Origin of the sequence: Rosenbergiella australiborealis, assembly GCF_018494035.1 — a bacterium.
Lineage (GTDB): Bacteria > Pseudomonadota > Gammaproteobacteria > Enterobacterales > Enterobacteriaceae > Rosenbergiella > Rosenbergiella australiborealis.
The window spans coordinates 1-25,158 of record NZ_JABBFO010000004.1 but is presented as its reverse complement, the minus strand read 5'-3'; the positions used below and the strand labels follow the sequence as shown (position 1 = coordinate 25,158).

Genomic DNA, 25,158 nt, shown 5'->3' with positions numbered 1-25,158 from the left:
ATGTCATTAATTAGTATTCATGGTGCTTGGCTATCTTACAGCGATGCACCTTTGCTTGATAACGCTGAATTACATATTGAAGAAAATGAGCGTGTTTGTCTCGTTGGCCGTAATGGGGCGGGAAAATCGACGTTAATGAAAATCATCAATCAGGAAGTTCCGCTTGATGATGGACGTATCGTTTACGAACAAGATTTAGTCATTGCCCGTTTACAACAAGATCCGCCTCGTAATATTGCCGGATCAGTTTATGATTTTGTTGCAGAGGGTGTAGCGGAACAGGCGCAACATTTAAAAGCTTACCACGCAATTTCTCATGTTGTGATGCAAGATCCGAGTGAAAAAAATCTGAATGAGATGGCCCGCCTACAAGCGGTACTCGATCACCAAAATCTCTGGCAGCTCGAAAATCGCATCAACGATGTGCTATTAAAAATTGGTTTAGATGCAGATACTGAACTCTCTTCACTATCGGGAGGATGGTTACGTAAAGCAGCGCTAGGACGTGCGCTTGTGTCAAACCCTAAAGTGCTGATGCTCGATGAACCGACCAACCACCTGGATATTGAAACCATACATTGGTTAGAAAACTTCCTTAAAACCTTCAACGGTAGCATTATCTTTATTTCGCATGATCGGTCATTCATTCGCAATATGGCCACGCGAATTGTAGACCTCGATCGCGGAAAATTAGTGTCATGGCCGGGAGACTATGATCAATATCTAGTGGGTAAAGAGGAAGCTCTGCGCGTTGAAGACCTACAAAATGCCGAATTTGACCGGAAATTGGCACAAGAAGAGGTGTGGATTCGTCAGGGTATTAAAGCACGAAGAACACGTAATGAAGGACGCGTAAGGGCGCTTAAAGTTCTACGTCGCGAGCGTTCTGAACGTCGCGAAGTGATGGGCAAAGCCAATATGCAAGTGGGTGAAGCCAGCCGTTCAGGCAAAATTGTCTTTGAATTGGAAGATGTGGTTTATCATGCGGGCGGTAAAACGCTGGTGGATCAATTCTCTGTACAAGTACAGCGGGGGGATAAGATTGCCCTGATTGGATCGAACGGCTGTGGTAAAACAACACTGCTTCGTTTGATGCTCGGACAACTTAACCCTGAGCAAGGTCGCGTCCATATTGGTACAAAATTAGAAGTGGCTTATTTTGATCAACACCGCGCCGAATTAGATCCTGACCGCACAGTGATGGATAACCTCGCTGAAGGTAAGCAAGAGGTTATGGTGAATGGTAAACCACGTCATGTATTAGGTTACCTTCAAGACTTTTTATTCCACCCTAAACGAGCAATGACACCCGTACGCGCATTATCTGGCGGGGAACGTAACCGTTTATTACTGGCTAAATTATTTCTCAAACCCAGCAACTTATTAATTCTGGATGAACCAACCAATGACTTGGACGTTGAAACACTTGAGTTACTGGAAGAATTAATTGACGGCTACCAAGGTTCTGTACTGCTGGTCAGCCACGATCGTCAATTCGTTGACAACACCGTCACTGAGTGTTGGATTTTTGAAGGTCACGGTGAAATTGGACGTTATGTCGGTGGCTACCACGACGCGCAGCATCAGCGTAGCACTTCACGCGGGACGCAGCGTAAGTCAGCATCTACCGTGACGGTCACAGAAACCGCGGTTAAACCCGCTGTAAATAAAAAAGCACCGACTAAACTAAGCTATAATTTGATTCGTGAGTTGGAACAGCTTCCGCAAAAAATGGAAAGTTTAGAAACTGAGATCGCTCAGCTACAAAATACTATGGCTGATACCGCATTCTTTAGCCGCCCTCATGCAGAGACTCAACCGATAATTGACAAGTTAGCCGCGGTTGAAGAAGCGTTTAACACTGCTTTTGAACGGTGGGAATACTTGGAAAATCTCAAAAACGGTGAATAACTAATCGGTGCCCTATGAGTGATCACTCTCATCACAACACGACGCATAGGTGGGTGCTTTGCCCTCACTGTGATATGACCACTCAGCTACCCAGCCTTGTGCTGGGTACGCGAGCAACTTGTATGCGTTGTGAAACAACACTCGCGACCGCCTGGCACGAGCCGTTACGACGGCCTATGGCTTATGCATTCTCTGCATTGGTCATGCTGATAATGGCAAACCTATTCCCCTTTATCAGCATTAGTGTAATGGGTTTGACTAACCAAATTTCTCTTTTAAAAATCCCACAGGCAATGGTGGACGACCAATATCAATTTTTGGCGACCATTTTCCTGCTTTTTGTACAAATCATTCCCGCAGTCTGTTTGGTGAGTATTTTATTGCTCACCATGAAATACCGTATACCGAATGGACTGGCTATCCCATTAGCTAAAGGACTATTTTACTTAAAGAATTGGGGGATGGCAGAGATCTTTCTCGCCGGTGTATTGGTCAGTTTTGTCAAACTGATGGCCTATGGAAAAATTGGGCTTGAGATTGGTTTTTGGCCATGGTGTTTATTCTGCCTTTGCCAATTACGGGCATTTCAATGTTTAGAACGCCATAACATTTGGCAGCGAATTAGCCCAGCCCCTGCTTTAGCGAGCAGTCCACAAGCCGGGATAACAGGATTAGCTCAGAACCTACGAAGCTGTCCTTGTTGTTCTGCGATCGTCCCCGCAGAGGATGTGTATTGCCCACGATGCCATCAGCGCGGTTATGCCCGTAAACCACGTAGCTTACAGTGGACGCTATCGCTATTGATAACGTCAATTCTATTATATGTTCCCGCGAATATTATGCCGATTATGGTTACTGATGCATTAGGCAGTCAGTCAGGCTCGAACATCATTGCGGGGGTTATTTTCTTATGGAACGAAGGGTCTTGGCCGATAGCAATGATTATCTTCATTGCCAGTATTTTAGTACCAAGCATGAAGATTTTAGCGATTGGATGGTTAAGTTGGAATGCCGGTGGATACGGTTCGAGAGATAATCACCGTATGCAGATCATCTATGAAGTTGTAGAGTTTGTTGGCCGTTGGTCAATGGTCGATGTCTTTGTGATTGCGGTCTTATCTGCATTAGTCAGGATGGGAACGTTGATGAACGTCTATCCTGCTAGTGGAGCGTTACTTTTTTGTTTAGTGGTCATATTAACGATGTTCTCAGCACAATCTTTTGATCCACGTTTGTTGTGGGATCGAGAAATTATAAAAAATAATGAGGGAGAATCCATTGAGTAATAATCATTTTGGTGAAGCGAATATAAAGCAAATTAAACGCTGGTCGCCAGTGTGGATCGTACCCATTATTACTATCCTGATAGGTTCGTGGATCATCTATTATCATTTTGCACATCAAGGCCCAGAGGTATTATTAACGACAGCGAATGCTGATGGCATTGTTCCCGGAAAAACAACGATAAAAAGTCGTAGCGTCGATATTGGTATGGTAGAGAGCGCTAAATTAAGTGACGATTTACAACATGTGGAAATCCGCGCGCGTTTGAATACCGGAACCGAAAAAATGCTGCATCAAGATAGCGTTTTTTGGACGGTTAAACCGCAAATAGGTCGTGAAGGGGTTACAGGATTAGGCACACTGTTATCAGGTTCTTATATTGAATTACAGGCGGGTACGAAAGGCAGCGTAGCCACCGAGTATAAACTTTTGGATTCGCCGCCCTTGGCATCACCGGACGCTAAGGGAATCCGTATTCGCCTTAATAGCGATCAAGCTGGGCAGCTCAATGCAGGCGATCCGGTGTTGTTTAGAGGCTTTCGCGTTGGATCTGTAGAGATGAGCCGTTTTGATGCCGACCAGCGTCAAATGGAATACCAATTATTTATTCAAGCACCTTATGATCGCCTGGTGACCAGTAATGTCCGTTTCTGGAAAGATAGTGGTATTGCTGTAGATATGTCAGCCTCGGGTATGCGTGTCGAAATGGGATCCTTAGCAACCCTCTTTAGTGGAGGGGTGAGCTTTGATGTGCCAGACGGATGGGACTTAGGCGTTCCTGCGGAAAATAAGGCTCATTATCACCTTTATAATGATCAGCGTAGCATTACAGATTCACTTTATACGCAGCATACCGACTATCTACTCTTTTTTAATGAGTCGATTCGCGGGTTGCAAGCGGGAGCACCTGTAGAATTCCGTGGAATCCGTCTAGGGACTGTCGCGCAAGTACCGTTTATTATCCCTAACATGCTGAATAAACTGGACGGTGATTATCGTATTCCAGTCTTGATTAAAATTGAGCCTGAGCGCTTCTCGAAAAAATTAGGGGCAGATTTTAACTTGCAACAGCGCCTTGCGGATGGGTTACAACACGGCCTAAGAGCGAGCTTAAAAACCGCTAATTTACTCACTGGGGCACTGTATGTTGATCTCGATTTTGTTAACAACGCCAGCACCTATAAAGGACCGGATAAAATTGGGTCTTACAATATTATTCCCACAGTAAATGGCGGCTTAACCCAGTTACAGCAAAAAGTGATGGCGATTTTAGATAAAGTTGAAAAACTACCTCTTAATCCACTGTTAACTGAAGCGACAGGCTCATTAAAAGAGAGTCAAAAAACGATGCAACAGTTACAGATCACGCTTAATCACGTCAATGAAATTACTAACAGTCCGGCAATGAAAACACTTCCGCAAGATATGCAGCAAACCCTGCGGCAGTTAAATCAAAGTATGAAAGGATTGCAGCCGGGATCGCCTGTCTATAATAAGTTAGTTGGCAATCTTCAACATTTAGATCAAGTGCTTACCGAGTTACAACCGGTGTTACGCACGCTGAATACGAAGAGTAACGCGCTTGTCTTTGAAGCGACTCCGGGTAAAGATCCACAACCTAAAAAGGCTAAATAGTGAAAAAATGTCTACTTCTACTTTTTGCTGTCTGTTTGACAGCATGTAGTAGCACCCATTCGACAAAATATTACCAACTTACTGCATCTAATGATCGGGCTGTGACGACAGCCTCAACATCAGTGTTAGGTCAGCAGCCAAAAGTATTATGGGTTGAGACCATTAACTTGCCTGATGCATTAGCCGGTAGCGGTATTGCTTTTCAAACGTCAGAAGTACAATACCGACTGGCGGAACAGAACCTATGGGCAAGTCCGCTTGACCAACAGTTACAGCAATCATTAGTGACTAACCTCAGTAACTTAATGCCCAATTGGCTGGTCACAAACACATTACCGGACGGTGACCCTGATTCGCTAACCGTTACGGTTACGGCATTTCAAGGACGTTGGGATGGCCATGCTTTAGTGCAAGGGTATTGGTTATATCACCATCACACTGATATTTTACGCCAGCCGTTTACCATCGTTGTGCCGCTACAGGGAAATGGTTATGGCGAATTAGTGAAGGCGCTTTCCAAAGCGTGGTATCAAGCGTCCCAACAGATAGCGACGCAGATCAATCTCTAATTGCGGGTTGAGAATAAGATGTGATAAAGATCAAAACTGGAAAGTTGTACAATAATTAGCCATTGATCTTACTTAATGAGAGGCGTAAAAAGGGAGGGGTGATAGTTTTATCACCGCTTCTTTTAACCAACTATCTTTAAGAGGGTAAACGGATATGAAGAGACAAAAACGCGATCGCTTAGAAAGAGCTTATTCACTAGGGTATAAAACGGGAAAAAGCGGCCGCTCGAAAGAACTCTGTCCCTATCAAACGTTGGACTCACGGTCACATTGGTTAGGAGGCTGGCGTAAGGCCATAGAAGAACGCTCGGTCTTTGCGTAACTGCCTTAAGTAAATAAAAAGCAGAATATTCATTCTGCTTTTTATTGTTGAGAAGACTAGAAAGATTCGGTGTCTTTAAATAAACCAACCTTTAAGTCTGTAGCGGTATAGATCAGTTTGCCATCAACAAAAACTTCACCATCGGCAACACCCATCACTAATTTGCGATTAATGACACGCTTAAAGTGAATTTTATAAGTCACTTTCTTAGCCGTTGGTAATACTTGACCCGTGAATTTAACTTCACCGACGCCCAGCGCGCGACCTTTACCTTCGGCACCTAACCAACCTAAGTAAAAACCAACTAATTGCCACATGGCATCTAAGCCTAGGCACCCTGGCATAACTGGATCGTTGACGAAATGACACTTGAAAAACCAAAGTTCTGGGTTGATATCAAGCTCAGCTTCGACGAAGCCTTTATCAAAGTGACCCCCTTTCTCAGACATGAGAACGACTCTGTCCATCATAAGCATGTTGTCAGCGGGTAATGGAGGGCCATTTTCGCCAAACAATTTTCCCTGTCCTGAAGCGATAAGGTCATCTTTGCTGTAGGATTCGCGTTTATCTACCATAGTTACATTTAGCCCTTTTAAATTGAAGCCCGAAGAATAGCGTACAGTTGTACGCTGAGCAAGAGTTGTTAGTCACGCTTAAGCCAGTTTAGCCACCGTAGCGATGAAAATAGACCTCCCGGAGCTTTGTCCGGTTGTTGAGCATCATCAATACGTTCTTGGATAATACTGAGTAGTGATTCTTGTTCATCATCACCTTCTTCAGCTATCCACGGAATAGACATCAGTAGTTGTAGCCCTTGCTCAACCGTGCTGACTGGCCATAAATGGAATTGCTGGTGTTTAACAGCCTCAATGACGTCATCAGACAACGATAAATGGCAACAATTCCTCTCCGGTAAAATAACACCTTGTTTTCCCGTTAGACCCTGTTGTAGGCAGAGTTGGTAAAAGCCTTCAATTTTCTCATTAAGTCCACCCACCGGTTGAACATTACCAAATTGATCGACTGAACCCGTTACGGCAAACGACTGGTCTATGGGTTTAAGGGCTAATGCGCTAATGAGTACGGCAAGTTCTGCAAGTGAGGCGCTATCGCCATCGACTTCGGCATAAGATTGTTCAAAAACCATCGAAGCAGAAAAAGGGAGCTGTTGTTCAAGTTCAAGTTCAGATCTTAGCCACGCTTCGATAATCATCATCCCTTTAGCGTGTATATTCCCCGACAGTTCCGCTTTACGCTCTACATCATTGATTTCACCATCGCCATAGTGAATCAAGCAACTGAGACGAGCAGGCTCCCCCCAAGGGCGCGGATGTCCTGGTAGATCCAGTACGGATAAACCGTTAATTTGGCCAATTCGTTCACCTTGTGTTTCGAGAAGGCTATGCGATGCTGCCAAATCACGTTGTAATGTTTCGGGCAGATAGCTTTCACGCCATGTCTGCTGTGTAAGCGCAGCGCTCAAGCTGGCAGCCGTTAATCGCTTACCTTGTGCATAGGCTGCACCGAGCTGTTTGTGAAGCCATAGAGCGCTGATAGGGAAACGATTTTGTTCATGAGTATAACGGGTAGCTTCTCGTGTCAGTCTCAGTAAAAATCCCACATCTGGTGGTGGGAATGCGAGAGATTTCGCTTCGCTAGCAATCCATGCAGCCCAGTTGACAAACTGTTCATCGCTGACCATTTCGACAGTGTCTTCGACTTCCGTATAAATTGCATTAGCGTGTAATTCAGGTTCTACTTCACTAAATTCCGCTAAACTCTCTCGGCTACCGACAAGGATGAGTTTGACACTGAGTGGGTAATCAGGAACACGAATAGGAAGAGGGCGTCGACTATCGGGAGAAAACCAGACAAACCGTTTGTCGCTAATAAATTTCTTCAGTCGACACCACATAAGTGGTTGGGCCAATAAGCAATCGATAGAGAGAATTAGCGTACCGCCATTAGCCTTCTGTAATAGACCTAATTCAGGCGTCCAACACCCTTGTTGCTCAGAGAAATAACCAAATAATTGATCTGATTCAATCCAATCAGCATAATAAACGGCAGATTGAGTATGATTGGCAACGACTTTCTGTAACTCATATTGATTAGCTTTCTCAGCGTGATAGATCCACTGCTCAGCATCTCTCGGAATTAACCGTTGCTCGACAACTTGAGCAAGAGTTTTCACATTAGTTGGATGCTGTTCAATCTTAATCAGCGCTAATGAGCATGCTGGATTATGATTGAGCTGATCAATAGCATTGAGTAACCGTGGTTGTAAGGACTCTAAGCCATAAGCACTTGATGATAATCCCTGAGAGAACAGACGTTTTAAACGCTTCTCATCGGGCACGAGTTCTTGCCATGAAAGTGTTGAGCTAGTCAAAGTAATCTTAGTATGCCTTGAACGTAAAAGAGTAATTATATCGTAGTTCTTATCCAGAAACCACGTAGCCAATACCGTGCGATCACGGCTTAAATTTGTCTACAGGAAAATACAAAGCTGGTATTCTACTAATAAGTGGTTAATTTTAAGGAACCTGATGAAATATTTACAGTTAGAGAATCTCGAGTCAGGCTGGAAATGGAAATATTTAATTAAAAAACATCGAGAAGGTGAATTGATCACACGCCATATCGAGAAGTCAGCGGCTCAAGAGGCGGTCAAACAGCTTATCGCGAGCGAGCATAATCCTGAGTCTATTCAGCGATGGATTTCTGAGCAAATGAATCCTGATCTTTCAATTCGGATGAGTCAAACAATCCGTGCGAGACGCAAACGCCATTTTAATGCTGAGCAGCAACATACGCGGAAAAAATCTATCGATTTAGAATATTTGGTTTGGCAACGATTGGCAGGTTTAGCACAACGGCGTGGTGGGACCTTATCTGAAACAATTGTTCAATTGATTGAAGATGCGGAACGTAAGGAAAAATATGCCTCGCAAATGAGCTCTTTAAAAGAGGGATTAGCCTCGATTTTAGAGTCAAAAAAAGAATAAAAAAAACCCCGCGTTAGCGGGGTTTTGCATAGTTAACTTAGCCTTGTGGCTGAGTTACTACGTCTTTTACGCCTTTAACTTCGATTTCAACGCGACGGTCTGGACCTAAGCAGTCGATCAGCGCAGCACGTTTCTTAACGTTGTCACAGGTGTTGCCTGTTACTGGGTTAGATTCGCCCATGCCACGTGCAGAGATCTTGTTAGAAGGGATACCTTTAGATACTAAGTAATCCACAACTGATTGAGCACGTTTCTCAGACAGGTTTTGGTTGTAGCTTTCAGAACCGATACGGTCTGTGAAGCCCAGAACAACAACAGAACCATCTTTAGGATCTAAGTTGCTTAATTGAGAGTACAGTTGGTCTAGCGCAGCTTGACCAGATGTTTTCAGCGTAGCTTTGTTGAAGGTGAACAGCACGTCTGATTTCAGAGTGAAGTGCTTGGTCTCAACAACTGGTGCTGGAGCTGGAGCTGGAGCTGGTGCTGGAGCTGCAACATCATCTTGGCCGAAACGGTAAGATAAGCCTAAGCTTAACATGCCGTTGTCTGGACGAGTTCCAACAGTGTCACGGTCGCCAATGTTGTTAACCCATTGGTAGTCTAAACGAGTTGCCCAGTTTTTGGTCAATGCGTATTCAACACCTACTGCTGCTAATGGAGAAACACCAGTGTCGATGTTGTGGTGACCTTGGTAATCTTTAGCATCTGCACGCCATAACATACCACCTAAGCGGGTGTATACGTCTAAGTCGTCAGTGATTGGATAGTCAAGTTTAGCGGCAAGTTGAACACCTTGACCGATGAACGCACCGTGGTTTTGACCAGTATATTTCATACGGCCTAACCAGTCGTAGCCCATTTCAAAGCCAACGTACGGGTTTACTTGGTAACCAGCAAATGCGCCAGCACCGAGTTGGTTGTCACGCGCTTCGTTAGTGACTTGGTAGTGGTTACCAGAGAAACCGGTGTCGTGGTATTGAGACCAACCTAATTTACCACCCACGTACCAAGTGTCGTCTTTTGGTGCAGCTTGAGCAACAGTCGTTGCTAAACCTGCTAGTGCCACTGCAATTGCGATAGCTGTTTTTTTCATTTTGCGCCTCGTTATCATCCAAAATTGGCAATGAGCATAAAATTTGCTCTGGGTTGCAATTCTTCGCTGGGTCTTGTTCGCTCGTTTTATACTCAGCTAAAACTGGAGGTTTTTGAGCACCCTAGCGAGCTAAAGTCTACAACGTGTTTAAAAACTTACAAGTAAGATATAACGATGTACAGTAAAAAACAGCATTTTATACACATCTAGTTACATTTAAAACTGAACTTCAGCGGTTAAAAAAAACTGAATACCGCTTAGAAACGTTGTCCTGCCTGAAAGAGCCTAGGAATTAGGCTCAAATATATTTTGATAAAAAAGAAGCTAAGATAAATCTCAATAAACTTAAAGAAATGCAAAAGTGGGAATTTTATGACGACTAACTTGTCTGGCCGAGGGAAACTCCGTTGAGTTTTTACGCAAAATGAAGACCACCGTCTCTGATTCTTTGGCCATATTATCGAGGTTGAATTTCTGTTCAGCCGTTAAAGCGCTGTCTAACCATACAGTAATGACACTGTAGTTACCGGAAGTAATGGCTTGTGCTAGCGAGTGAATCTTTTGTTCATCATTTAAAAACGGCAGTTGTACCGATTTATTCAATGAAATCCCTGAATTCTCTAGCCAAGAGCGGTCAATTTTATTTTCAGGAGTTAACCATAGTACCCATTTTGCTTGCTCACCCAATTGCTTAATTGCAGGCAGGAGTAATAAATTTAGCAGGGTAGGGCTTGCGCTGTCATAGCAAATTTGGTTAATGCCGCCTAAAGAAGGCGTTAGGCTATTTAAGGTGATGGCCTGTTTTGCTGCGTCATTAACAGAATGGGGTATGATCATGGTTAGCTCCTTTGTACTGTATATCCATACAGTAAATCGACTTTAACCAAAGATCAATCATTTCTTGCAACATGCAAGAGATTTGGAATGTATCCCGAGCATTTTATAATTATTAATTGAACAACTACTTTGAATTAATTAAGGTGGGTTTACTTTATAAAAATATTTATATCAATGGGTTAGGATGTTAATGATTAGGAGGATCGACATGAATTGTTCACAACAGTGTATTGCTCGCTATAAGGAAAAAGTAGGTTACTTAGGCAATATTGTACCGAAGACGCAGTTTGGTGGGTATTCACTATCCATTGATCACGTGGTGTTTGCACTCGTCAAACAAGATGCAGTCTATTTACGGGGAAGTGAGGCGATGTCTCTCTACCTGGCTAATCATCAACTAGCCCCCTTTATTTTTACTAAAAGAGGAACACCTGTTTCACTCAACTATTTTAGAGTGAACGATCCGCTATGGCAGGACGAGATTAATTTATTAAAATTATCGCGTGCTGCGTTACAAGATGCGAGGAACTGTTTAAATTACAAACAGTCACACCGAAGATTGAAAGATTTACCTAATCTTGGTATCCGCTTTGAAACGTTATTAAAAGAAGTTGGGATCCACACCGAAGATCAATTACGGCAAACTGGGGTAGTACAATGTTGGGCATTAATGCATCAACGTAATAAACATCTCGGCCTATCAACATTGTTTTATTTACAGGGCGCAGTCATGGGCATCCATCATGCTGTTTTACCTGTTGCGATAAAACAAGAGTTAATCGCTTGGCATACTGAATTCATCAGTGCTTGCCGGAACGCGGCGATAAAACAATTTACGCAGTTAAGAGTGGCTCTTTAAATTTTTGCATTTCACCCAAAGTATGAACAATTAATAACACTTGCTGAATGATGAGCGCTTTTTGAGGTTCATCATCCATTTCATTGCTGTCAGTGAGTGTATGTAGAGTCTCTAACGCTTGATAGAGTTTTTGGTTATTTGTTGGATCATCGTTTTCGACGTATTCAACGAGAGCATAAAGCACATTCAATAATTGAGGATGAGATATTCGTTGGCGGTGCGCCCCCAACGCTGCAATATAACTTAACAAGCTATGGTTAGTACAAAGGAGAGAGAAGGAGGCTTCTTTTGCATTAAAAGAAGGCCATGATTTATTTTCAGCTAATGTAATAACGGAGGCCAACTCAGCATCTGCATTATGGGCATCCCTGCGAGCAATACGGTAAGCAACACGATTATCTTTACCTTCTTGGTATTGTTGTACAACGGCTTTAAGATAGCGCAAATTGGCTGTAGAGGCCTTATCAAGCACTGTGGAAAACTGCCGATAATGCCAATCTGGAAAGATGAAGGAGACGGCGAGCCAAGCAAGTCCGCAACCCAGTAACGTATCTATAATACGCGGCAATGCGACATTAAATCCTTCTCCCAGTAAGTTGAAGCAAAATAGTGCGACTAACGTGATGAAAAGGGTAGCTTGGGCATATTGAACTTGCCTAAATAAGAAAAACAGCACACTGAAGATGACAATTGCCACTAATTTTCCGGGCAAAGAGGGAAGCAGCCATAATAATGGCAGTCCTATAAGAATTCCTGCCAGAGTGCCGATCACCCTCAACGCTAAACGGCGCTTGGTCGCGGAATAGTTGGGTTGGCAAACAAAAAGTGATGTCAGTAAAATCCAATATCCGCGTTGTAAATCGATTGACTGGATAATAAAGTAGCCGAAGCAAAGTACAATACTGACTCGAGTAGCATGCCTAAATAGCGACGATTTTGGAGAAAGGTGGCTCTTAAAGCGTGACTTAATATCTTGCCAACCTTGTAAACCTTCAAATGAAAGCTCGGTATCAATGTTTTGCCAATCGGTCGTTGAAAGTTGTTCAGAGGCGACTGAAGCCAGTTGTTGATCAATAGCTTTTAGGTTTTTTAGTAGCCATCGTAAGCGTTCGCACGTCTCTTTCTCTGCGAAGGGTGAGACTCTCTCCAACGCTGCTTCAGCGTTTGTGAATGCTCGTTCAAAACGGCAACTGTGTTGATAGTCCTGTTTGGTCTGTAAGCTGTTAGCGATATCACGACAGGCGGTTGCCTGCTGACGAATCAGACGCTCAAAGCGGAACATCAGTTCGTTAAAGTGCCAGTGATCTTGTAAACGCAGATGATCTATATGTGATGAGTTAGCACGTTCGTGTATCTCTTGAGCGACAAAATAATAGAGTAACGCTCGTCGGCTAGCACTGCTGGCTCTATCGCCTCTTAACCGACTCTGGATGGCTGTTTTAACGATATTCAGCTGTTGCACGAGCTGGCTGTTGACAAGAGATATCTTATAAAGCGGCCGTTCTGCATGAGATATTCCGTCGGGGTCAAAAAGTATGGCCTTTGTTTCTAAATACGAGGCAAGAGATGTGTAGGTATTAATTAACTGAGCTTCAACTGGGCGAACAGGAAAAATAAGATGGTTAAGTAGCGTAAAAACATAATAGACAGCGGCTCCTGTTAATAAGAACAACGGTTGTATATACCATTGCGGGAATAAGCCAATACCTAGCATTGTGTATATAGCCATTAATATGGCACCAAAGGCGATGGTAGCATAGCGCTGACCCAGTGCGCCCAGCATAATAAAGGCCCAGCTCGACAGTCCAAGACCAACAATAAACAAGACGGGATGAGGAAAAAGTAACTCTACGCTAGTGGTTGCAATAGCAAAGCACACTAAAGTGATAACAATATTTTTCAATCGACCCGTCAGGCGATCGTCAAGATCAGTGAGGGCTGCTGCGACAATACCCAAAATAAGCGGGATCGTCCAAACAACAGTGTTGTTACGCCAAGCAAATAATGCCACGCAGCTCATTGCGACAAAAATTCTAACCGGCTCTTGCCATAACCGGTTAAGAATATAGTGTTGCCAACGTTTAGTTTTTTCGCTGCGTGTATTCATGATTATCTACCGTAGCTAATGCGTGCTGCATTTTCCCGAGCGACTTGTGCTTCCTCGACGCTCACGACTCGACGACCTACTGGCCAGAGTGCAATTACCGCAATTTTAAAATGTGCGATTCCAGTTGGAATACCAATAATAGTTAAACATTGTGCAATACCAAGAGTGATATGGGAGAGGCAAAGCCACCAGCCAAATAGCACCAGCCAGACAACATTTAATACTGTTCCACCCGTATTCATTAATCTATTTTTACTCTCAGGCCGAAGAAGATCGATATGAACGGCCTCGTTCCCAAAGGGGACAAAAGAGAGTTTCGTTATTTCCCAACACGATCGAGTAAGCGGCAACGTAAATATCAAGACTATAGTCAGTAACGTTACCACTAGCCAAGAAAGGCTAGTGATGAATCCGCCGAGGAAAAAATTTAAAATATTAAGCACACTTCGCATGCGATGATTATCCCTGTTGAAGATGATATCGGTTTAGATTTATCTGGAGACTCAGCCCGTAGGCAGTTAAAATCGTGAATAGAGATAGTGTAAATCAACGGCTAGGTGCATGGAACTAAAAGCAACGTCAATCGGAAAGAAGCTAGCACAACATCCCTATCATCGCGTGCGTATGTTAACCGCAGGTGTTGAAGTCACTGGTGATCATCACGAATATATCATTCCTTTTAATCAGTTACTCGGTGTCCGCTGTAAGCGTGGGGTGGTATGGGGAGAGCTAGAATTTCAATTGGCTGAGGACAAGGTTGTCCGACTACACGGTACCGAATGGTCCGAAACCCAGCGTTTCTGGCAACACTTAATGAAAAGCTGGCAATCTTGGACTGAGCAAATGGTCGTTATCAGTGATCAGGTATTGAGTGATTTACAACACTTTATTCTTGACTTTGTCCAAAAAGATGGCTGGCTAACGCAAGACGCATTGAGTGATTTACAAATACATATCGAAGAGGCCTTTTCTGCGCTACCTCTACCTAAAGAACGGTTAAGAGAGTTTCCTGAAAGTTATCAACGGTGGCAATTTTGTCATCTTTGGTTAACAGCCCCAGAGGCCCAACGTCAGCAACGTAATCATCAATGGATGGCTCAGCTCGAAAAAGGCTATGCAGACTTTTTTGCTACGGTGGAGCGTTCCCCGCTTAATCTTTCTCAACGCCAAGCCGTCATGAACGATGAAAAGTCAGTATTAGTGCTTGCCGGCGCTGGGTGCGGAAAAACAGCCGTCTTAGTGGCAAAAACCGCTTGGTTATTAACGCGTAAACAGGCGCAAGCTAATCAAATTGTAGTCCTCGCTTTTGGGCATAAGGCTGCGGAAGAACTCAGCCAACGGATAGCCTTAAGAGTGGGAACGACTGACGTTACAGCGAAAACCTTTCATAGCCTCGCGCTGATGATTATTCAGCAAGCAACCCATAAGTCTCCCAAAATCACTGAGCTTGAGAGTGATAAAGTTAAGCGGTACAAATTATTACTCGAGCAGTGGATAGCCCAATGTAGCCAGAAAAAAGCGGCCGCAAACCAATGGCGGCAATGCTTAGAGGACGATGTGGGTTGGTCGCTAACTCAGCCCCAATTCTGGGAATCACCCGACATTCAGGAAAAAATTCCACTATTGTTAGATAAGTGGCTAGGGTTGATCAGAATGCACGGCGGTACTCAGGCTCAGATGATAGAACAGGCTGACGAAGCTGAACGACCGTTATTTACAAAGCGCATCAAATTGATGACACCGATCGTTAAGGCGTGGAAGCTAGCATTAAAAGAGGAAGGTGCGATCGACTTTGCCGGTTTGCTTGAACAAGCCTGCGGCCTTGTTGAAAAAGGGCGTTTTATTAGTCCTTGGAAATACTTACTTATCGACGAATTTCAAGATATTTCCCCACAGCGTGCTAAGTTGGTGGCGTTACTGCGCCAACAAAATAAACATAGCCGACTTTATGCTGTCGGTGATGATTGGCAAGCTATCTACCGATTTACGGGTGCTCAACTCGATCTCACGACAAAATTTGCACACTATTTCGGGCAAGTTTCCCTCTGTCAACTGGATACGACATATCGTCTTGATCAGCGTTTAAATGACGTTGCTTCAGGCTTTGTGCAACAAAATGCAGAGCAGATTCAAAAAACGCTCGTCAGTCACCGTCAAGGTAATAAAAAGTCAATAACACTTTTACATGAAAATCAATTAGATGCTTTGCTTGATAAGCTCAGCGGTTTTGTCACGCGCGATGAGACGATTTTAGTCTTAGGGCGTTATCACTATCTGAAACCTAAAATATTCGCTAAAGCCACGACTCGATGGCCGAATCTATCTTTAGCCTTTATGACGATGCATGCAAGTAAAGGACAAGAAGCGGATTACGTGATTATCTGCGGCCTTAATGCCGGACAAGAGGGTTTCCCAGCCGAAGATCGAGAAACGGTCATAGAGCGTGGGTTGCTGATCGAGCAGGAGTCTTATCCCTATGCAGAAGAACGTCGATTAGCTTATGTCGCAATGACCCGAGCAAAACAGCGAACGTGGTTACTGTTCAATCCGCAAAATCCTTCACTGTTTGTGGCGGAATTAAAACAGCTTGGCGTGCCTATCGCCAAGAAAGCCTAAGCCCCAAAGGGGCTTAGTGCCGAAGCAGGGGAGAGGTAATTTTAGAGCGTACCCGCTCTGCAATATCATCAAGTTCTGGGCTATCGAGATGTTCGCTAAGAACCTCTCCTGTAAGTTGGGACTCAGCCACGTAAGTCTGTACTGTCTCACCGCCTTCGTCTTCCATAACCACATAGTACCAAGGCAGTACTAATAAGCCTTCATGGATAATTAGACTTTGTGGTGTAGGCATTTGTAACGCATAGGCGGGATCAATATCAACAATGACCCCTAAAGCGCCCGTCAACTGATGACGGACTTGTTGACCAATTCCAAATTTGCAGCTGATCATATTTTCTGTCTCCAACAGTGTCTTGGTTTCAGATATGGGGCCATCGATGATTTTTTTCAAGTCAATAAACTTGGCAGACAAAGCCTTTTAAATATAAGCCTTCAGGATAAGCACTGCTCACGGGGTGATCGGCGGCTTGGCGGAACTGTTCAATAAACTGCGCCGTTTTACCTGCATCGACAGCGGCATCCGCGACAATTTTTTGGAAAAGATCGGTAGTCATCAGGCCTGAACACGAAAACGTCAGTAAGAAGCCACCTGGACGCAACAGCTGCATAGCAAGCATGTTGATATCTTTGTAACCGCGACAGGCTCCCATTAATTGATTTTTATTTTCAACAAATTTAGGCGGGTCCATCACAATAACATCGAATTGCGTACCTTCGTCACGGTAGCGGCGTAACAATTTGAAGACATCGTCACGAAGAAATTCAGCTTTGGACAAATCCAACTGGTTCAATGTGATATTTTGGCGGGCAATATCTAACGCTTCTTGGGAGGTATCGACGCTGGTAACTTTTTTACATCCACCGATCAAAGCAGAGACAGCAAATCCGCCTGTATACGAAAAGCAGTTCAAAACCTCTGCATTGGCAGTATAGCGACGTAATCCAAAACGACTGTCCCGTTGGTCAAGATAATATCCGGTTTTATGTCCATGTTGAATATCGACCAGTAGTTTCATTCCATGTTCGGTGATGGGCAGTAGCGCGGGAGGAGTCTCGCCGGAGATAACACCTTGTACTGGCTCTAAGCCCTCTTTTTTTCTCACCGCGACATCAGACCGTTCATAAAGATGGCACGACGGGAAACATTGCTGTAATGCGGTAGTCACTGCTGGGCGCTGATATTCGGCACCGGCTGAAAGGAGTTGTAAAACCAGAAAATCACCAAACTTATCGATAGTAATTCCCGGTAAACCATCAGATTCACCTGCAATGAGCCGATAGCTGTCCAGGTTATCTTTTTTGGCTAACCAAGTACGTAGTTTCAGTGCCTGTTTAATCTTACTGACAAAAAAGGCAATATCGATATTTTCATTTTGATCGAAACTCCACACTCGCGCACGAATTTGTGAGGAGGGCGAAAACGCCGCTTTAGCCAACCATCGGCCAGCGAAGTCACAGACATCAACCGTTTCACCGGATGTTGCCTTGCCTTCCATTTTTGCTATTGCCCCAGAGAAAATCCAAGGGTGTTTACGGAGAAGTGATTTTTCGCGTCCTTTTGCAAGGATTAATCGTGCAGTCATAATATTCTACAAGTTAGAGGTGAGGTATTTGCGCCGTTATTACGCGCAGTATTACAGTGCTTTTAACAGATCGATTTAGAGGCATTTAGCCGGTTTGGGTAATCCAGCAATTTTGGTCGCTTGTTTAGCCGGGCCTTCAGGAAAAAGGCGAAACAAATAGCGGCTATTTCCTTTTTCTTCTCCGAATTTTTTCGCCATTGCTTTCACTAACATTCTGATTGCCGGTGAAGTATTAAATTCTGCATAGAAATCTCTGACAAAATGGACAACCTCCCAATGCTCGGGAGTCAGCGTTATTTGCTCCTGTTGGGCGATACACTTAGCTAAGGCTTCGTTCCAATCCCCACTTTGCATCAAATAACCGTCGCTATCGGTCTCTATTTCTTTGTTGTCGAAAATCATCGCTATAATCCTAAAAATCAATCTTTGGAATGGTATCAAGGTTTCCACCCAAAAAAATAGCCTTTATTGCTAAAGGCTATATTCTTCGTCGTAATAGTGAGGTTAATCGTTACGTGAGGCCAACCCTAATAGGCTCAATAAGCTGACAAAGATGTTATAAAGCGAGACGTAAAGGCTTACTGTTGCACGAATGTAGTTAGTTTCCCCACCCTGCACAATATTACTTGTCTCCCATAAAATAGCGGCGGAAGAGAAAAGAATAAATAGCACGCTAATTGTCATCTGTAAGGCAGGAAGTTTAAGAAAAATATTTGCAATCACTGCGACTAACAAGACGACAAAGCCAGTGATAAGAATACCATTGAGGAAAGACATATCCCGGCGCGTGGTCAACACATAAGCTGAACAGCAGAAAAAAACGACAGCTGTACCGGCTAACGCAAACGCGATAGTTTCGCCCATCCCGACACTGAGATAACGACTTAAAATCGGACCCAGACAATAGCCAAGAAAGCCGGTAAAGGCAAAAGCGGCAAGAATGCCAACAGGACGGTCAGCTAAACGATGCGTTAAATACATTAAGCCATAAAAACCGACGAGGGTAAGAATAAAGCCCGGCGCTGGCAGGTGAAGAAGCGTACTGGCGCAGGCTGTTAGGGCCGAAAAAGTTAGCGTTAACGCTAATAAAAAATAGGTGTTACGTAGCACATTGTGTTGCGCTAAAGAATGACTGTGTCGCTCCGAACTAATAATTTTTTCCATGATTGATCCTTTTTTTATTGTGGTTGTAACAAATTAATCGTAACTGATTGAGGAGAGAAGGGGGTTTACCCATCTTTACCTCGTTCAGGGGAGGGTAATTGGGCTTTTCTGACTGTTTTCTGATCATAAACTCTCTTTTTGCTTGTTTTTCAAGCGAACAGTGCATTTCGCTATTTACAATGTTTTTAGGAGTGTTTATAGTGCGCCTCATTGCGGAGGGGTGGCCGAGCGGCTGAAGGCAGCGGTCTTGAAAACCGCCGATGGGCAACCATCCGAGAGTTCGAATCTCTCCTCCTCCGCCACTATTTAGAGAAACCAGCCTTAGGGCTGGTTTTTTGCTTTTCTTCTTTTAACTTCCTCGCCTATCTGTTTTTCCTCAGTGACTTCTGGGACGTGCTCAATGTCATAGCATCCTATCTATTAAACAGACTAGAATGCTCGTTTTCTCATTATGATAAAGGAGAGCCAGTGAAATCCCCGGTTGCATTGAAGATATCTCGGCAAGAAGCCACACTCATTTTTATTACTATGCTGTGGGGCGCCACATTCTTAATTGTTCATCATGCAATGCAAAGTGCCAGTCCATTCTTTTTTGTCGGTATTCGTTTTGCGGTCGGTGCATTAATTTTGTCGCTGGTGTTTTGGCGAAGCCTATCAGGCATGACGAGCAAAGATCTGTTGGCAGGGACTTGTATTGGTTTTTGTATTGCCATTGGTTATAGCTTTCAAACCTGGGGAATGCAGACTATCTCAAGTAGTCAATCAGCATTTATGACGGCGATGTACGTGCCTTTAGTCCCTTTATTGCAATGGCTATTTCTAAAACGTCCCCCACGTCTTATGTCTTGGTGTGGAATTATTCTGGCGTTTATCGGGTTGTTATTACTATCAGGCAATACGCAAAACACGCATCAAGGATTAGGTATCGGTGAAATAGTAACGTTGATCAGTACATTAGCCATTGCAGGAGAAATTATTCTTATCAGTGGCTATGCCGAGAAGGTTGATATCAGACGCGTCACTATTATCCAACTAGCTGCGGCATCGCTATTTTCTTTTTTATTTATGGTGCCTGCGGGAGAAACCGTAAGTTATCTTTCTCCTATGGTTATTGTGAGTGCGGCGGGATTAGGATTAATGAGTGCAATGATCCAGCTGACCATGAATTGGGCGCAACAGAGCGTATCACCAACTCGCGCAACGGTTATCTATGCAGGTGAACCGGTCTGGGCTGGAATTGCCGGGCGTTTAGCAGGAGAAGTATTACCGAGCTTAGCGCTACTGGGTGGTGCACTGATTGTTGCGGGGGTATTAGTCAGTGAATTGAAAATTAAACGCCGTAGCCGTCAATAATCAGCGGTATATAAAAACGGGCCAGAAGGCCCGTACAATAACTGATGTTACACTTACGATTTCACTGATTTACGCTTAAAAAACCAGCCGATGGCCAAAATGATGAACCATATCGGTGTTACGCTTAATGCTTGGCGTGTGTCCGGTTGTAAGGTCAATAGCACAATGATGAAAGCAAAAAAGGCTAATACAACCCAGCACATCATTTTGCCACCGGGCATTTTGAACGTGGAGGCTTGGTGTTTTTCTGGGAACTTGCGACGATAAGCAAGATAAGCGCAGAGAATAATTGACCAAACAAACATAAATAGTATGGCTGATACCGTTGTAACTAGGGTGAATACCGTCATCACATTTGGGATCAGATAGATTAATGCTACGCCCAAAAACAGACATAAGCATGAGAAGAGCAGCCCATTGACGGGTACTGACCGTTTAGAAAGCTGACTAAATAATGGTGACGCCACCCCTTGCTCAGACAGCCCAAACAGCATACGGCTGGTGGAGAAAATACCACTGTTTGCGGAGGATGCGGCAGAAGTTAATACGACAAAATTAACGATACCCGCGGCAGCCGGTAAACCAATTAATACAAACATCGCAACAAATGGGCTACGTGCCGGGTCAATTTGATTCCAAGGTGTTACCGCCATAATGACGCACAGGGCTAACACATAAAAGATGATAATACGTAGAGGAATTGAATTGATGGCTTTAGGTAAGACTTTTTGTGGATTATGCGTCTCAGCCGCTGCTGTTCCAACTAGCTCTATACCGACAAAAGCGAACACTGCAATCTGGAATCCCGCAAAGAAACCTGAAATACCTTTCGGGAACATGCCGCCATGAGACCAGATGTTGCTCAGTGAAGCATAACTTCCATTCGGTAGCGCATAATGTGAAGCGACTAATACCACACCCACCACAATAAGACTGACAATGGCGATGATTTTAATGATCGCGAACCAAAATTCCATCTCGCCAAATAATTTCACTGTAGCGATATTGAGAAGTAAAAAAGTGGCGACACAAACAATTGCACTGAGCCAAACGGAAAAATCGGGGAACCAAAACTGGAAATAGGCACTAATGGCGACAATATCAGCCACGCCCGTGACTACCCAACAAAACCAGTATGTCCAGCCGGTAAAATACCCAGCCCAAGGACCAAGTAAGTCGGCGGCAAAATCGCTAAACGATTTGTACGCCAAATTAGAGAGTAATAGTTCGCCCATTGCTCGCATAACGAAAAACAGCATAAAGCCGATGAGCATATAGACGAAGATGATAGAGGGACCAGCCAAGCTAATGGTTTTTCCTGAGCCCATAAATAATCCAGTCCCGATTGCACCGCCAATGGCAATCAGCTGAATATGTCTGTTATGTAAGCTACGCTTCAGTGAACCCGTATCCGTTTCAACGTGTTGGGGATCGGTATGATTCGTCATGAAAAATTCCTGTGATAATAAAAGCCAATAGTTATTGTTATTTTGAAATCGAACAAATAGTTTGTAACACACTCTGCCTAGTGTTGAGAATAGGCAGAGATAGGTTGATGTCGTCAAGTGCGACAACGACAGAGGTGTTGAGAAAATACCTCCTATTTCAGGAGGTATTACATCAACTAGGCAAGATAGGCGGTTTTAATTTGTTGCAGGGTGGCAGAAAAAAGGGCTTTATCGTCACCTTCTTCCAATGAGCTCAATTGTCGCTCCATGCGTAGAATTGCTTTGCCGGCATCGACCTGTCCCATCGACTTTAGCATGCAGGCTAACAACATTTTCATACAGGTGACTTCTTTGGTTAAACTTTCAACATCGTGAGCAGAGGTGATAACTGGGCTCATTATGTTTTCTCCGATAGATTAATAAATTGCGCAGAGTGTAGCACAATAACTTTATTGCAATATAGCGCCTAACCTAGCTGATAGCGCTTAGGTAAGCCATAATAGTCTTTACTGTGCCGCTGCCAAGATACGGGTAGACACTTAAGATAACTTGTAGACCTAGGACAAAGGTGTGACTGAACGATTTGATGCGAAAGAATTTCTAAAACATGTGACTCATCAACCTGGTGTATATCGGATGTATGATTCTGCCCAGCAGGTGATTTATGTTGGTAAAGCAAAAGACCTGAAAAAACGTCTGAGTAGCTACTTTAGATTGCAGGTTGGCAGCCGTAAAACGGAAGCCTTAGTCGCTCATATCGCTCATATTGATGTCACAGTCACGCATACTGAAACGGAAGCCTTACTGCTTGAGCATAATTATATAAAGCTCTATCAGCCGCGCTACAACGTGCTGTTGCGTGACGATAAATCCTATCCTTTCATTTTCTTAAGTGATGATAAACATCCTCGGTTAACCCTGCACCGAGGAGCCAAGAAAGCTAAAGGCGACTATTACGGCCCTTTTCCTAATGGCTACGCGGTTAAAGAAACCTTAATTTTATTACAGAAAATCTTCCCGATTCGACAATGTGAGAATAGCGTCTATCGCAATCGCACACGTCCTTGCTTGCAATATCAAATTGGCAGATGTCTAGGGCCCTGTGTAAAAGGGCTGGTGAGTGAGGAAGAATATCAGCTGCAAACGGATTACGTGCGGCTATTTTTATCGGGTAAAGACGACCAAGTATTACGCCAGCTCGTCTCAAGAATGGAGCTGGCTAGTCAAAACCTTAGGTTTGAAGAAGCTGGCAGACTTAGAGACCAAATTCAAGCCGTTAGACGAGTGACAGAAAAACAGTTTGTTTCTAATCAGGGTGAAGATCTCGATGCAATAAGTGTGGCTTACGACTCAGGGCTTGCTTGCGTACATGTTTTATTCATTCGTCAGGGGAAAGTCTTAGGCAGTCGCAGCTATTTTCCTAAAGTGCCTGCAAATACGGAACTGGCGGAAGTGGTACAGACTTTTGTGGGGCAATTCTACTTACAAGGTAGCGAATCTCGTACCTTACCTGGGCAAATTTTACTTGATTTTCCTTTAGAAGAAAAAGAAGTGCTAAGTCAGTCACTCTCTGAATTAGCTGGGCGAAAAATCCAACTCCAAACTCAGCCTCGGGGCGATAGGGCGCGCTATTTAAAATTAGCGAGAACCAATGCAACCTCAGCCTTGGTGGCCAAACGTTCTCAATATTCTACTTTAACGCAGCGGTTCAAAGCGTTAACGGAATATCTACAGTTACCGACGCTACAACGAATGGAGTGCTTTGATATTAGCCATACAATGGGTGAGCAAACTATCGCATCTTGTGTCGTTTTCGATTCACAAGGCCCGGTCCGTGCAGAATATCGGCGATTCAATATAGAAGGCATCACCCCAGGGGATGATTATGCGGCCATGCGCCAAGTTCTGCGTCGGCGTTATGGTAAAGCACTTGAACCAGAAAAAATTCCTGACCTCATCATTATTGATGGGGGCAAGGGGCAATTGGCGCAAGCGATTGAAGTTTTTGCGGAACTTGATGTACCGTGGGATAAAACTAAACCTCTATTGCTCGGTGTGGCAAAAGGCAGTGATCGTAAAGCCGGGCTTGAAACCTTATTTAAACTGCCAGTAGGGGAGGGGATGTCGCTTCCTGCTGATGATCCAGCATTACACCTCATTCAACATATTCGTGATGAATCGCACAATCATGCGATCGCAGGGCATCGTAAAAAACGTGCAAAAGTAAAATCTACCAGCGCATTAGAAGATATAGAAGGGATTGGCCCAAAACGGCGTCAGCAATTACTCAAATATATGGGGGGGTTGCAACCGCTTAAAAATGCCTCAATAGAGGAAATTGCGAGTGTTCCTGGAATTTCTCCGACTCTGGCGGAAAAAATATTTTATTCACTCAAACACTAGCATTGAAACGGGGTGAACAATATAGGAACATAGAGATACGCTCTCACTGCTAGGCCTTTGTTGCATATGCAATTTACTATACCCACATATTTAACTTTTTTTAGAGTTATTTTAATCCCGTTTTTTGTGCTCGCCTTTTATCTGCCTTTCAGCTGGAGCCCAACCGTTGCTGCGCTATTGTTTGTCATTGCAGCGGTTACGGATTGGTTTGATGGTTTCTTGGCGCGTCGTTTAAAACAGACGACCGCCTTTGGGGCATTTTTAGACCCAGTCGCCGATAAGGTCTTGGTTGCTATTGCTTTAGTCTTGGTAACCGAACATTTCCATAGCTGGTGGATAACCCTTCCTGCCGCCACCATGATTGCCCGCGAAATTATTATTTCTGCATTACGTGAATGGATGGCGGAGATCGGTAAGCGCAGTAGTGTAGCGGTTTCTTGGATTGGAAAGTTTAAGACTAGCGCACAAATGTTTGCACTGTTAGCGCTACTTTGGCGGCCAAGTGAAGCCTTTACCCTCGTCGGTATTGTGGCGTTATATGTGGCGGCTATCTTGACGTTTTGGTCAATGTTCCAATATTTAAGAGCATCTCGTAACGATCTTATGAATTCTTAAGCATATTTTGTTTAGCAATGCGTCATTGTGATGTTTTTTCAGTCGGTCGGTACTGAAAAGCCAAAAAAAATGGTGATGGCTATTGCCAACCCTAAGAAGACAGTCCATAATAGCCACCATTCCGAACAGGGATATGAATTAACACTTTGAAAAATAAGGAGTTAGTTCAAGTTTTTAAGTAAGTTAAAGAATAATGGCGCGTTGGCAGAGTGGCTATGCAGCGGATTGCAAATCCGTGTACCTCGGTTCGACTCCGGGACGCGCCTCCAAATTCTGCCCAGGTGGTGAAATCGGTAGACACAAGGGATTTAAAATCCCTCGGCTGTAAGGCTGTGCGGGTTCAAGTCCCGC

General features: G+C 44.0%; 23 protein-coding genes and 2 tRNA genes. 13 read left to right on the top strand and 12 right to left on the bottom strand.

Annotated features, from left to right (window positions below):
* The 5 genes from HGT73_RS05955 to rmf all read left to right on the top strand — a co-directional run bounded on the left by HGT73_RS05955 (position 1) and on the right by rmf (position 5,721).
* Complete coding sequence (locus HGT73_RS05955) at positions 1–1,911, top strand: ABC transporter ATP-binding protein (protein ID WP_214212757.1); 1,911 nt, start codon at positions 1–3, stop codon at positions 1,909–1,911.
* 14 nt (positions 1,912–1,925) lie between these two features.
* Positions 1,926–3,197 (top strand): membrane integrity-associated transporter subunit PqiA, encoded by a 1,272-nt coding sequence (pqiA, locus tag HGT73_RS05950; RefSeq protein WP_214212756.1) that lies wholly within the window; start codon positions 1,926–1,928, stop codon positions 3,195–3,197.
* On the top strand, positions 3,190–4,830 hold the full coding sequence (pqiB, locus tag HGT73_RS05945; RefSeq protein ID WP_214212755.1) for an intermembrane transport protein PqiB: 1,641 nt from the start codon (positions 3,190–3,192) through the stop codon (positions 4,828–4,830). The genes pqiA and pqiB overlap by 8 nt, the downstream gene beginning before the upstream one ends.
* Complete coding sequence (gene pqiC, locus HGT73_RS05940; RefSeq protein ID WP_214212754.1) at positions 4,830–5,399, top strand: membrane integrity-associated transporter subunit PqiC; 570 nt, start codon at positions 4,830–4,832, stop codon at positions 5,397–5,399. The genes pqiB and pqiC overlap by 1 nt, the downstream gene beginning before the upstream one ends.
* 154 nt (positions 5,400–5,553) lie before the next feature.
* Positions 5,554–5,721 (top strand): ribosome modulation factor, encoded by a 168-nt coding sequence (gene rmf / locus HGT73_RS05935; RefSeq protein ID WP_214212753.1) that lies wholly within the window; start codon positions 5,554–5,556, stop codon positions 5,719–5,721.
* Positions 5,722–5,777: 56 nt separating this feature from the next.
* Here rmf and fabA read toward each other — a convergent pair whose 3' ends face one another.
* Together fabA and HGT73_RS05925 are read right to left on the bottom strand one after the other, a co-directional pair.
* Entirely contained in the window at positions 5,778–6,296 is a 519-nt protein-coding gene (gene fabA, locus HGT73_RS05930; RefSeq protein WP_214212752.1) for a bifunctional 3-hydroxydecanoyl-ACP dehydratase/trans-2-decenoyl-ACP isomerase, read from the bottom strand.
* 68 nt (positions 6,297–6,364) lie between these two features.
* Entirely contained in the window at positions 6,365–8,113 is a 1,749-nt protein-coding gene (locus HGT73_RS05925; RefSeq protein WP_214212751.1) for an AAA family ATPase, read from the bottom strand.
* 157 nt (positions 8,114–8,270) lie between these two features.
* Here HGT73_RS05925 and matP point away from each other — a divergent pair, with 157 nt between their 5' ends.
* The gene (gene matP, locus HGT73_RS05920; protein ID WP_214212750.1) at positions 8,271–8,729 is read left to right on the top strand and encodes a macrodomain Ter protein MatP; all 459 of its coding nucleotides are present in this window, start codon (positions 8,271–8,273) and stop codon (positions 8,727–8,729) included.
* 37 nt (positions 8,730–8,766) lie between these two features.
* On the opposite strand, the gene ompA is transcribed toward matP, so the two are convergent.
* Together ompA and HGT73_RS05910 are read right to left on the bottom strand one after the other, a co-directional pair.
* Complete coding sequence (gene ompA / locus HGT73_RS05915) at positions 8,767–9,822, bottom strand: porin OmpA (RefSeq protein ID WP_214212922.1); 1,056 nt, start codon at positions 9,820–9,822, stop codon at positions 8,767–8,769.
* A 345-nt stretch (positions 9,823–10,167) separates the two neighbouring features.
* Positions 10,168–10,659, bottom strand: coding sequence for a SulA-like leucine-rich domain-containing protein (locus HGT73_RS05910; protein ID WP_214212749.1), 492 nt, complete (start codon positions 10,657–10,659; stop codon positions 10,168–10,170).
* Positions 10,660–10,867: 208 nt separating this feature from the next.
* Between HGT73_RS05910 and HGT73_RS05905 the strand changes: the two genes are divergently transcribed.
* The gene (locus tag HGT73_RS05905) at positions 10,868–11,518 is read left to right on the top strand and encodes a TfoX/Sxy family DNA transformation protein (protein WP_214212748.1); all 651 of its coding nucleotides are present in this window, start codon (positions 10,868–10,870) and stop codon (positions 11,516–11,518) included.
* On the opposite strand, the gene yccS is transcribed toward HGT73_RS05905, so the two are convergent.
* Positions 11,493–13,625, bottom strand: a complete 2,133-nt coding sequence (gene yccS / locus HGT73_RS05900) for a YccS family putative transporter (protein ID WP_214212747.1) — start codon at positions 13,623–13,625, stop codon at positions 11,493–11,495. The two genes, HGT73_RS05905 and yccS, sit on opposite strands and share 26 nt — an antisense overlap.
* Before the next feature lie 2 nt (positions 13,626–13,627).
* Positions 13,628–14,077 carry a YccF domain-containing protein gene (locus tag HGT73_RS05895; RefSeq protein WP_214212746.1) on the bottom strand — a complete coding sequence of 150 codons (450 nt, stop codon included), beginning with the start codon at positions 14,075–14,077 and terminating at the stop codon, positions 13,628–13,630.
* Positions 14,078–14,186: 109 nt separating this feature from the next.
* Between HGT73_RS05895 and helD the strand changes: the two genes are divergently transcribed.
* A complete protein-coding gene (helD, locus tag HGT73_RS05890) occupies positions 14,187–16,241 on the top strand; it encodes a DNA helicase IV (RefSeq protein WP_214212745.1) in 2,055 nt (684 codons plus the stop codon).
* A 13-nt stretch (positions 16,242–16,254) separates the two neighbouring features.
* On the opposite strand, the gene hspQ is transcribed toward helD, so the two are convergent.
* From hspQ to yccA, 4 genes are all read right to left on the bottom strand, one after another.
* Positions 16,255–16,572 (bottom strand): heat shock protein HspQ, encoded by a 318-nt coding sequence (gene hspQ, locus HGT73_RS05885; RefSeq protein ID WP_214212744.1) that lies wholly within the window; start codon positions 16,570–16,572, stop codon positions 16,255–16,257.
* Between the two features lie 61 nt (positions 16,573–16,633).
* A complete protein-coding gene (gene rlmI, locus HGT73_RS05880; RefSeq protein WP_214212743.1) occupies positions 16,634–17,824 on the bottom strand; it encodes a 23S rRNA (cytosine(1962)-C(5))-methyltransferase RlmI in 1,191 nt (396 codons plus the stop codon).
* 75 nt (positions 17,825–17,899) lie between these two features.
* The gene (tusE, locus tag HGT73_RS05875; RefSeq protein ID WP_214212742.1) at positions 17,900–18,226 is read right to left on the bottom strand and encodes a sulfurtransferase TusE; all 327 of its coding nucleotides are present in this window, start codon (positions 18,224–18,226) and stop codon (positions 17,900–17,902) included.
* Between the two features lie 102 nt (positions 18,227–18,328).
* Positions 18,329–18,988, bottom strand: a complete 660-nt coding sequence (yccA, locus tag HGT73_RS05870) for an FtsH protease modulator YccA (protein ID WP_214212741.1) — start codon at positions 18,986–18,988, stop codon at positions 18,329–18,331.
* 214 nt (positions 18,989–19,202) lie between these two features.
* Between yccA and HGT73_RS05865 the strand changes: the two genes are divergently transcribed.
* A tRNA-Ser gene (locus HGT73_RS05865) sits at positions 19,203–19,290 on the top strand.
* 166 nt (positions 19,291–19,456) lie between these two features.
* On the top strand, positions 19,457–20,341 hold the full coding sequence (locus tag HGT73_RS05860; protein ID WP_338111581.1) for a DMT family transporter: 885 nt from the start codon (positions 19,457–19,459) through the stop codon (positions 20,339–20,341).
* A 53-nt stretch (positions 20,342–20,394) separates the two neighbouring features.
* On the opposite strand, the gene cycA is transcribed toward HGT73_RS05860, so the two are convergent.
* Both cycA and HGT73_RS05850 read right to left on the bottom strand, forming a co-directional pair.
* On the bottom strand, positions 20,395–21,789 hold the full coding sequence (gene cycA / locus HGT73_RS05855) for a D-serine/D-alanine/glycine transporter (RefSeq protein ID WP_214212740.1): 1,395 nt from the start codon (positions 21,787–21,789) through the stop codon (positions 20,395–20,397).
* A 176-nt stretch (positions 21,790–21,965) separates the two neighbouring features.
* Positions 21,966–22,187: a DUF2594 family protein gene (locus HGT73_RS05850; RefSeq protein WP_214212739.1), complete on the bottom strand. Its 222-nt coding sequence runs from the start codon at positions 22,185–22,187 to the stop codon at positions 21,966–21,968.
* Between the two features lie 172 nt (positions 22,188–22,359).
* Between HGT73_RS05850 and uvrC the strand changes: the two genes are divergently transcribed.
* The 3 genes from uvrC (at position 22,360) to HGT73_RS05835 (ending at position 25,076) form a co-directional block, all read left to right on the top strand.
* Positions 22,360–24,192: an excinuclease ABC subunit UvrC gene (gene uvrC, locus HGT73_RS05845; protein WP_214212738.1), complete on the top strand. Its 1,833-nt coding sequence runs from the start codon at positions 22,360–22,362 to the stop codon at positions 24,190–24,192.
* Positions 24,193–24,258: 66 nt separating this feature from the next.
* Positions 24,259–24,807 carry a CDP-diacylglycerol--glycerol-3-phosphate 3-phosphatidyltransferase gene (pgsA, locus tag HGT73_RS05840; protein ID WP_214212737.1) on the top strand — a complete coding sequence of 183 codons (549 nt, stop codon included), beginning with the start codon at positions 24,259–24,261 and terminating at the stop codon, positions 24,805–24,807.
* A 195-nt stretch (positions 24,808–25,002) separates the two neighbouring features.
* Positions 25,003–25,076, top strand: a tRNA-Cys gene (locus HGT73_RS05835).
* The last annotated feature ends 82 nt before the right edge of the window (positions 25,077–25,158 follow it).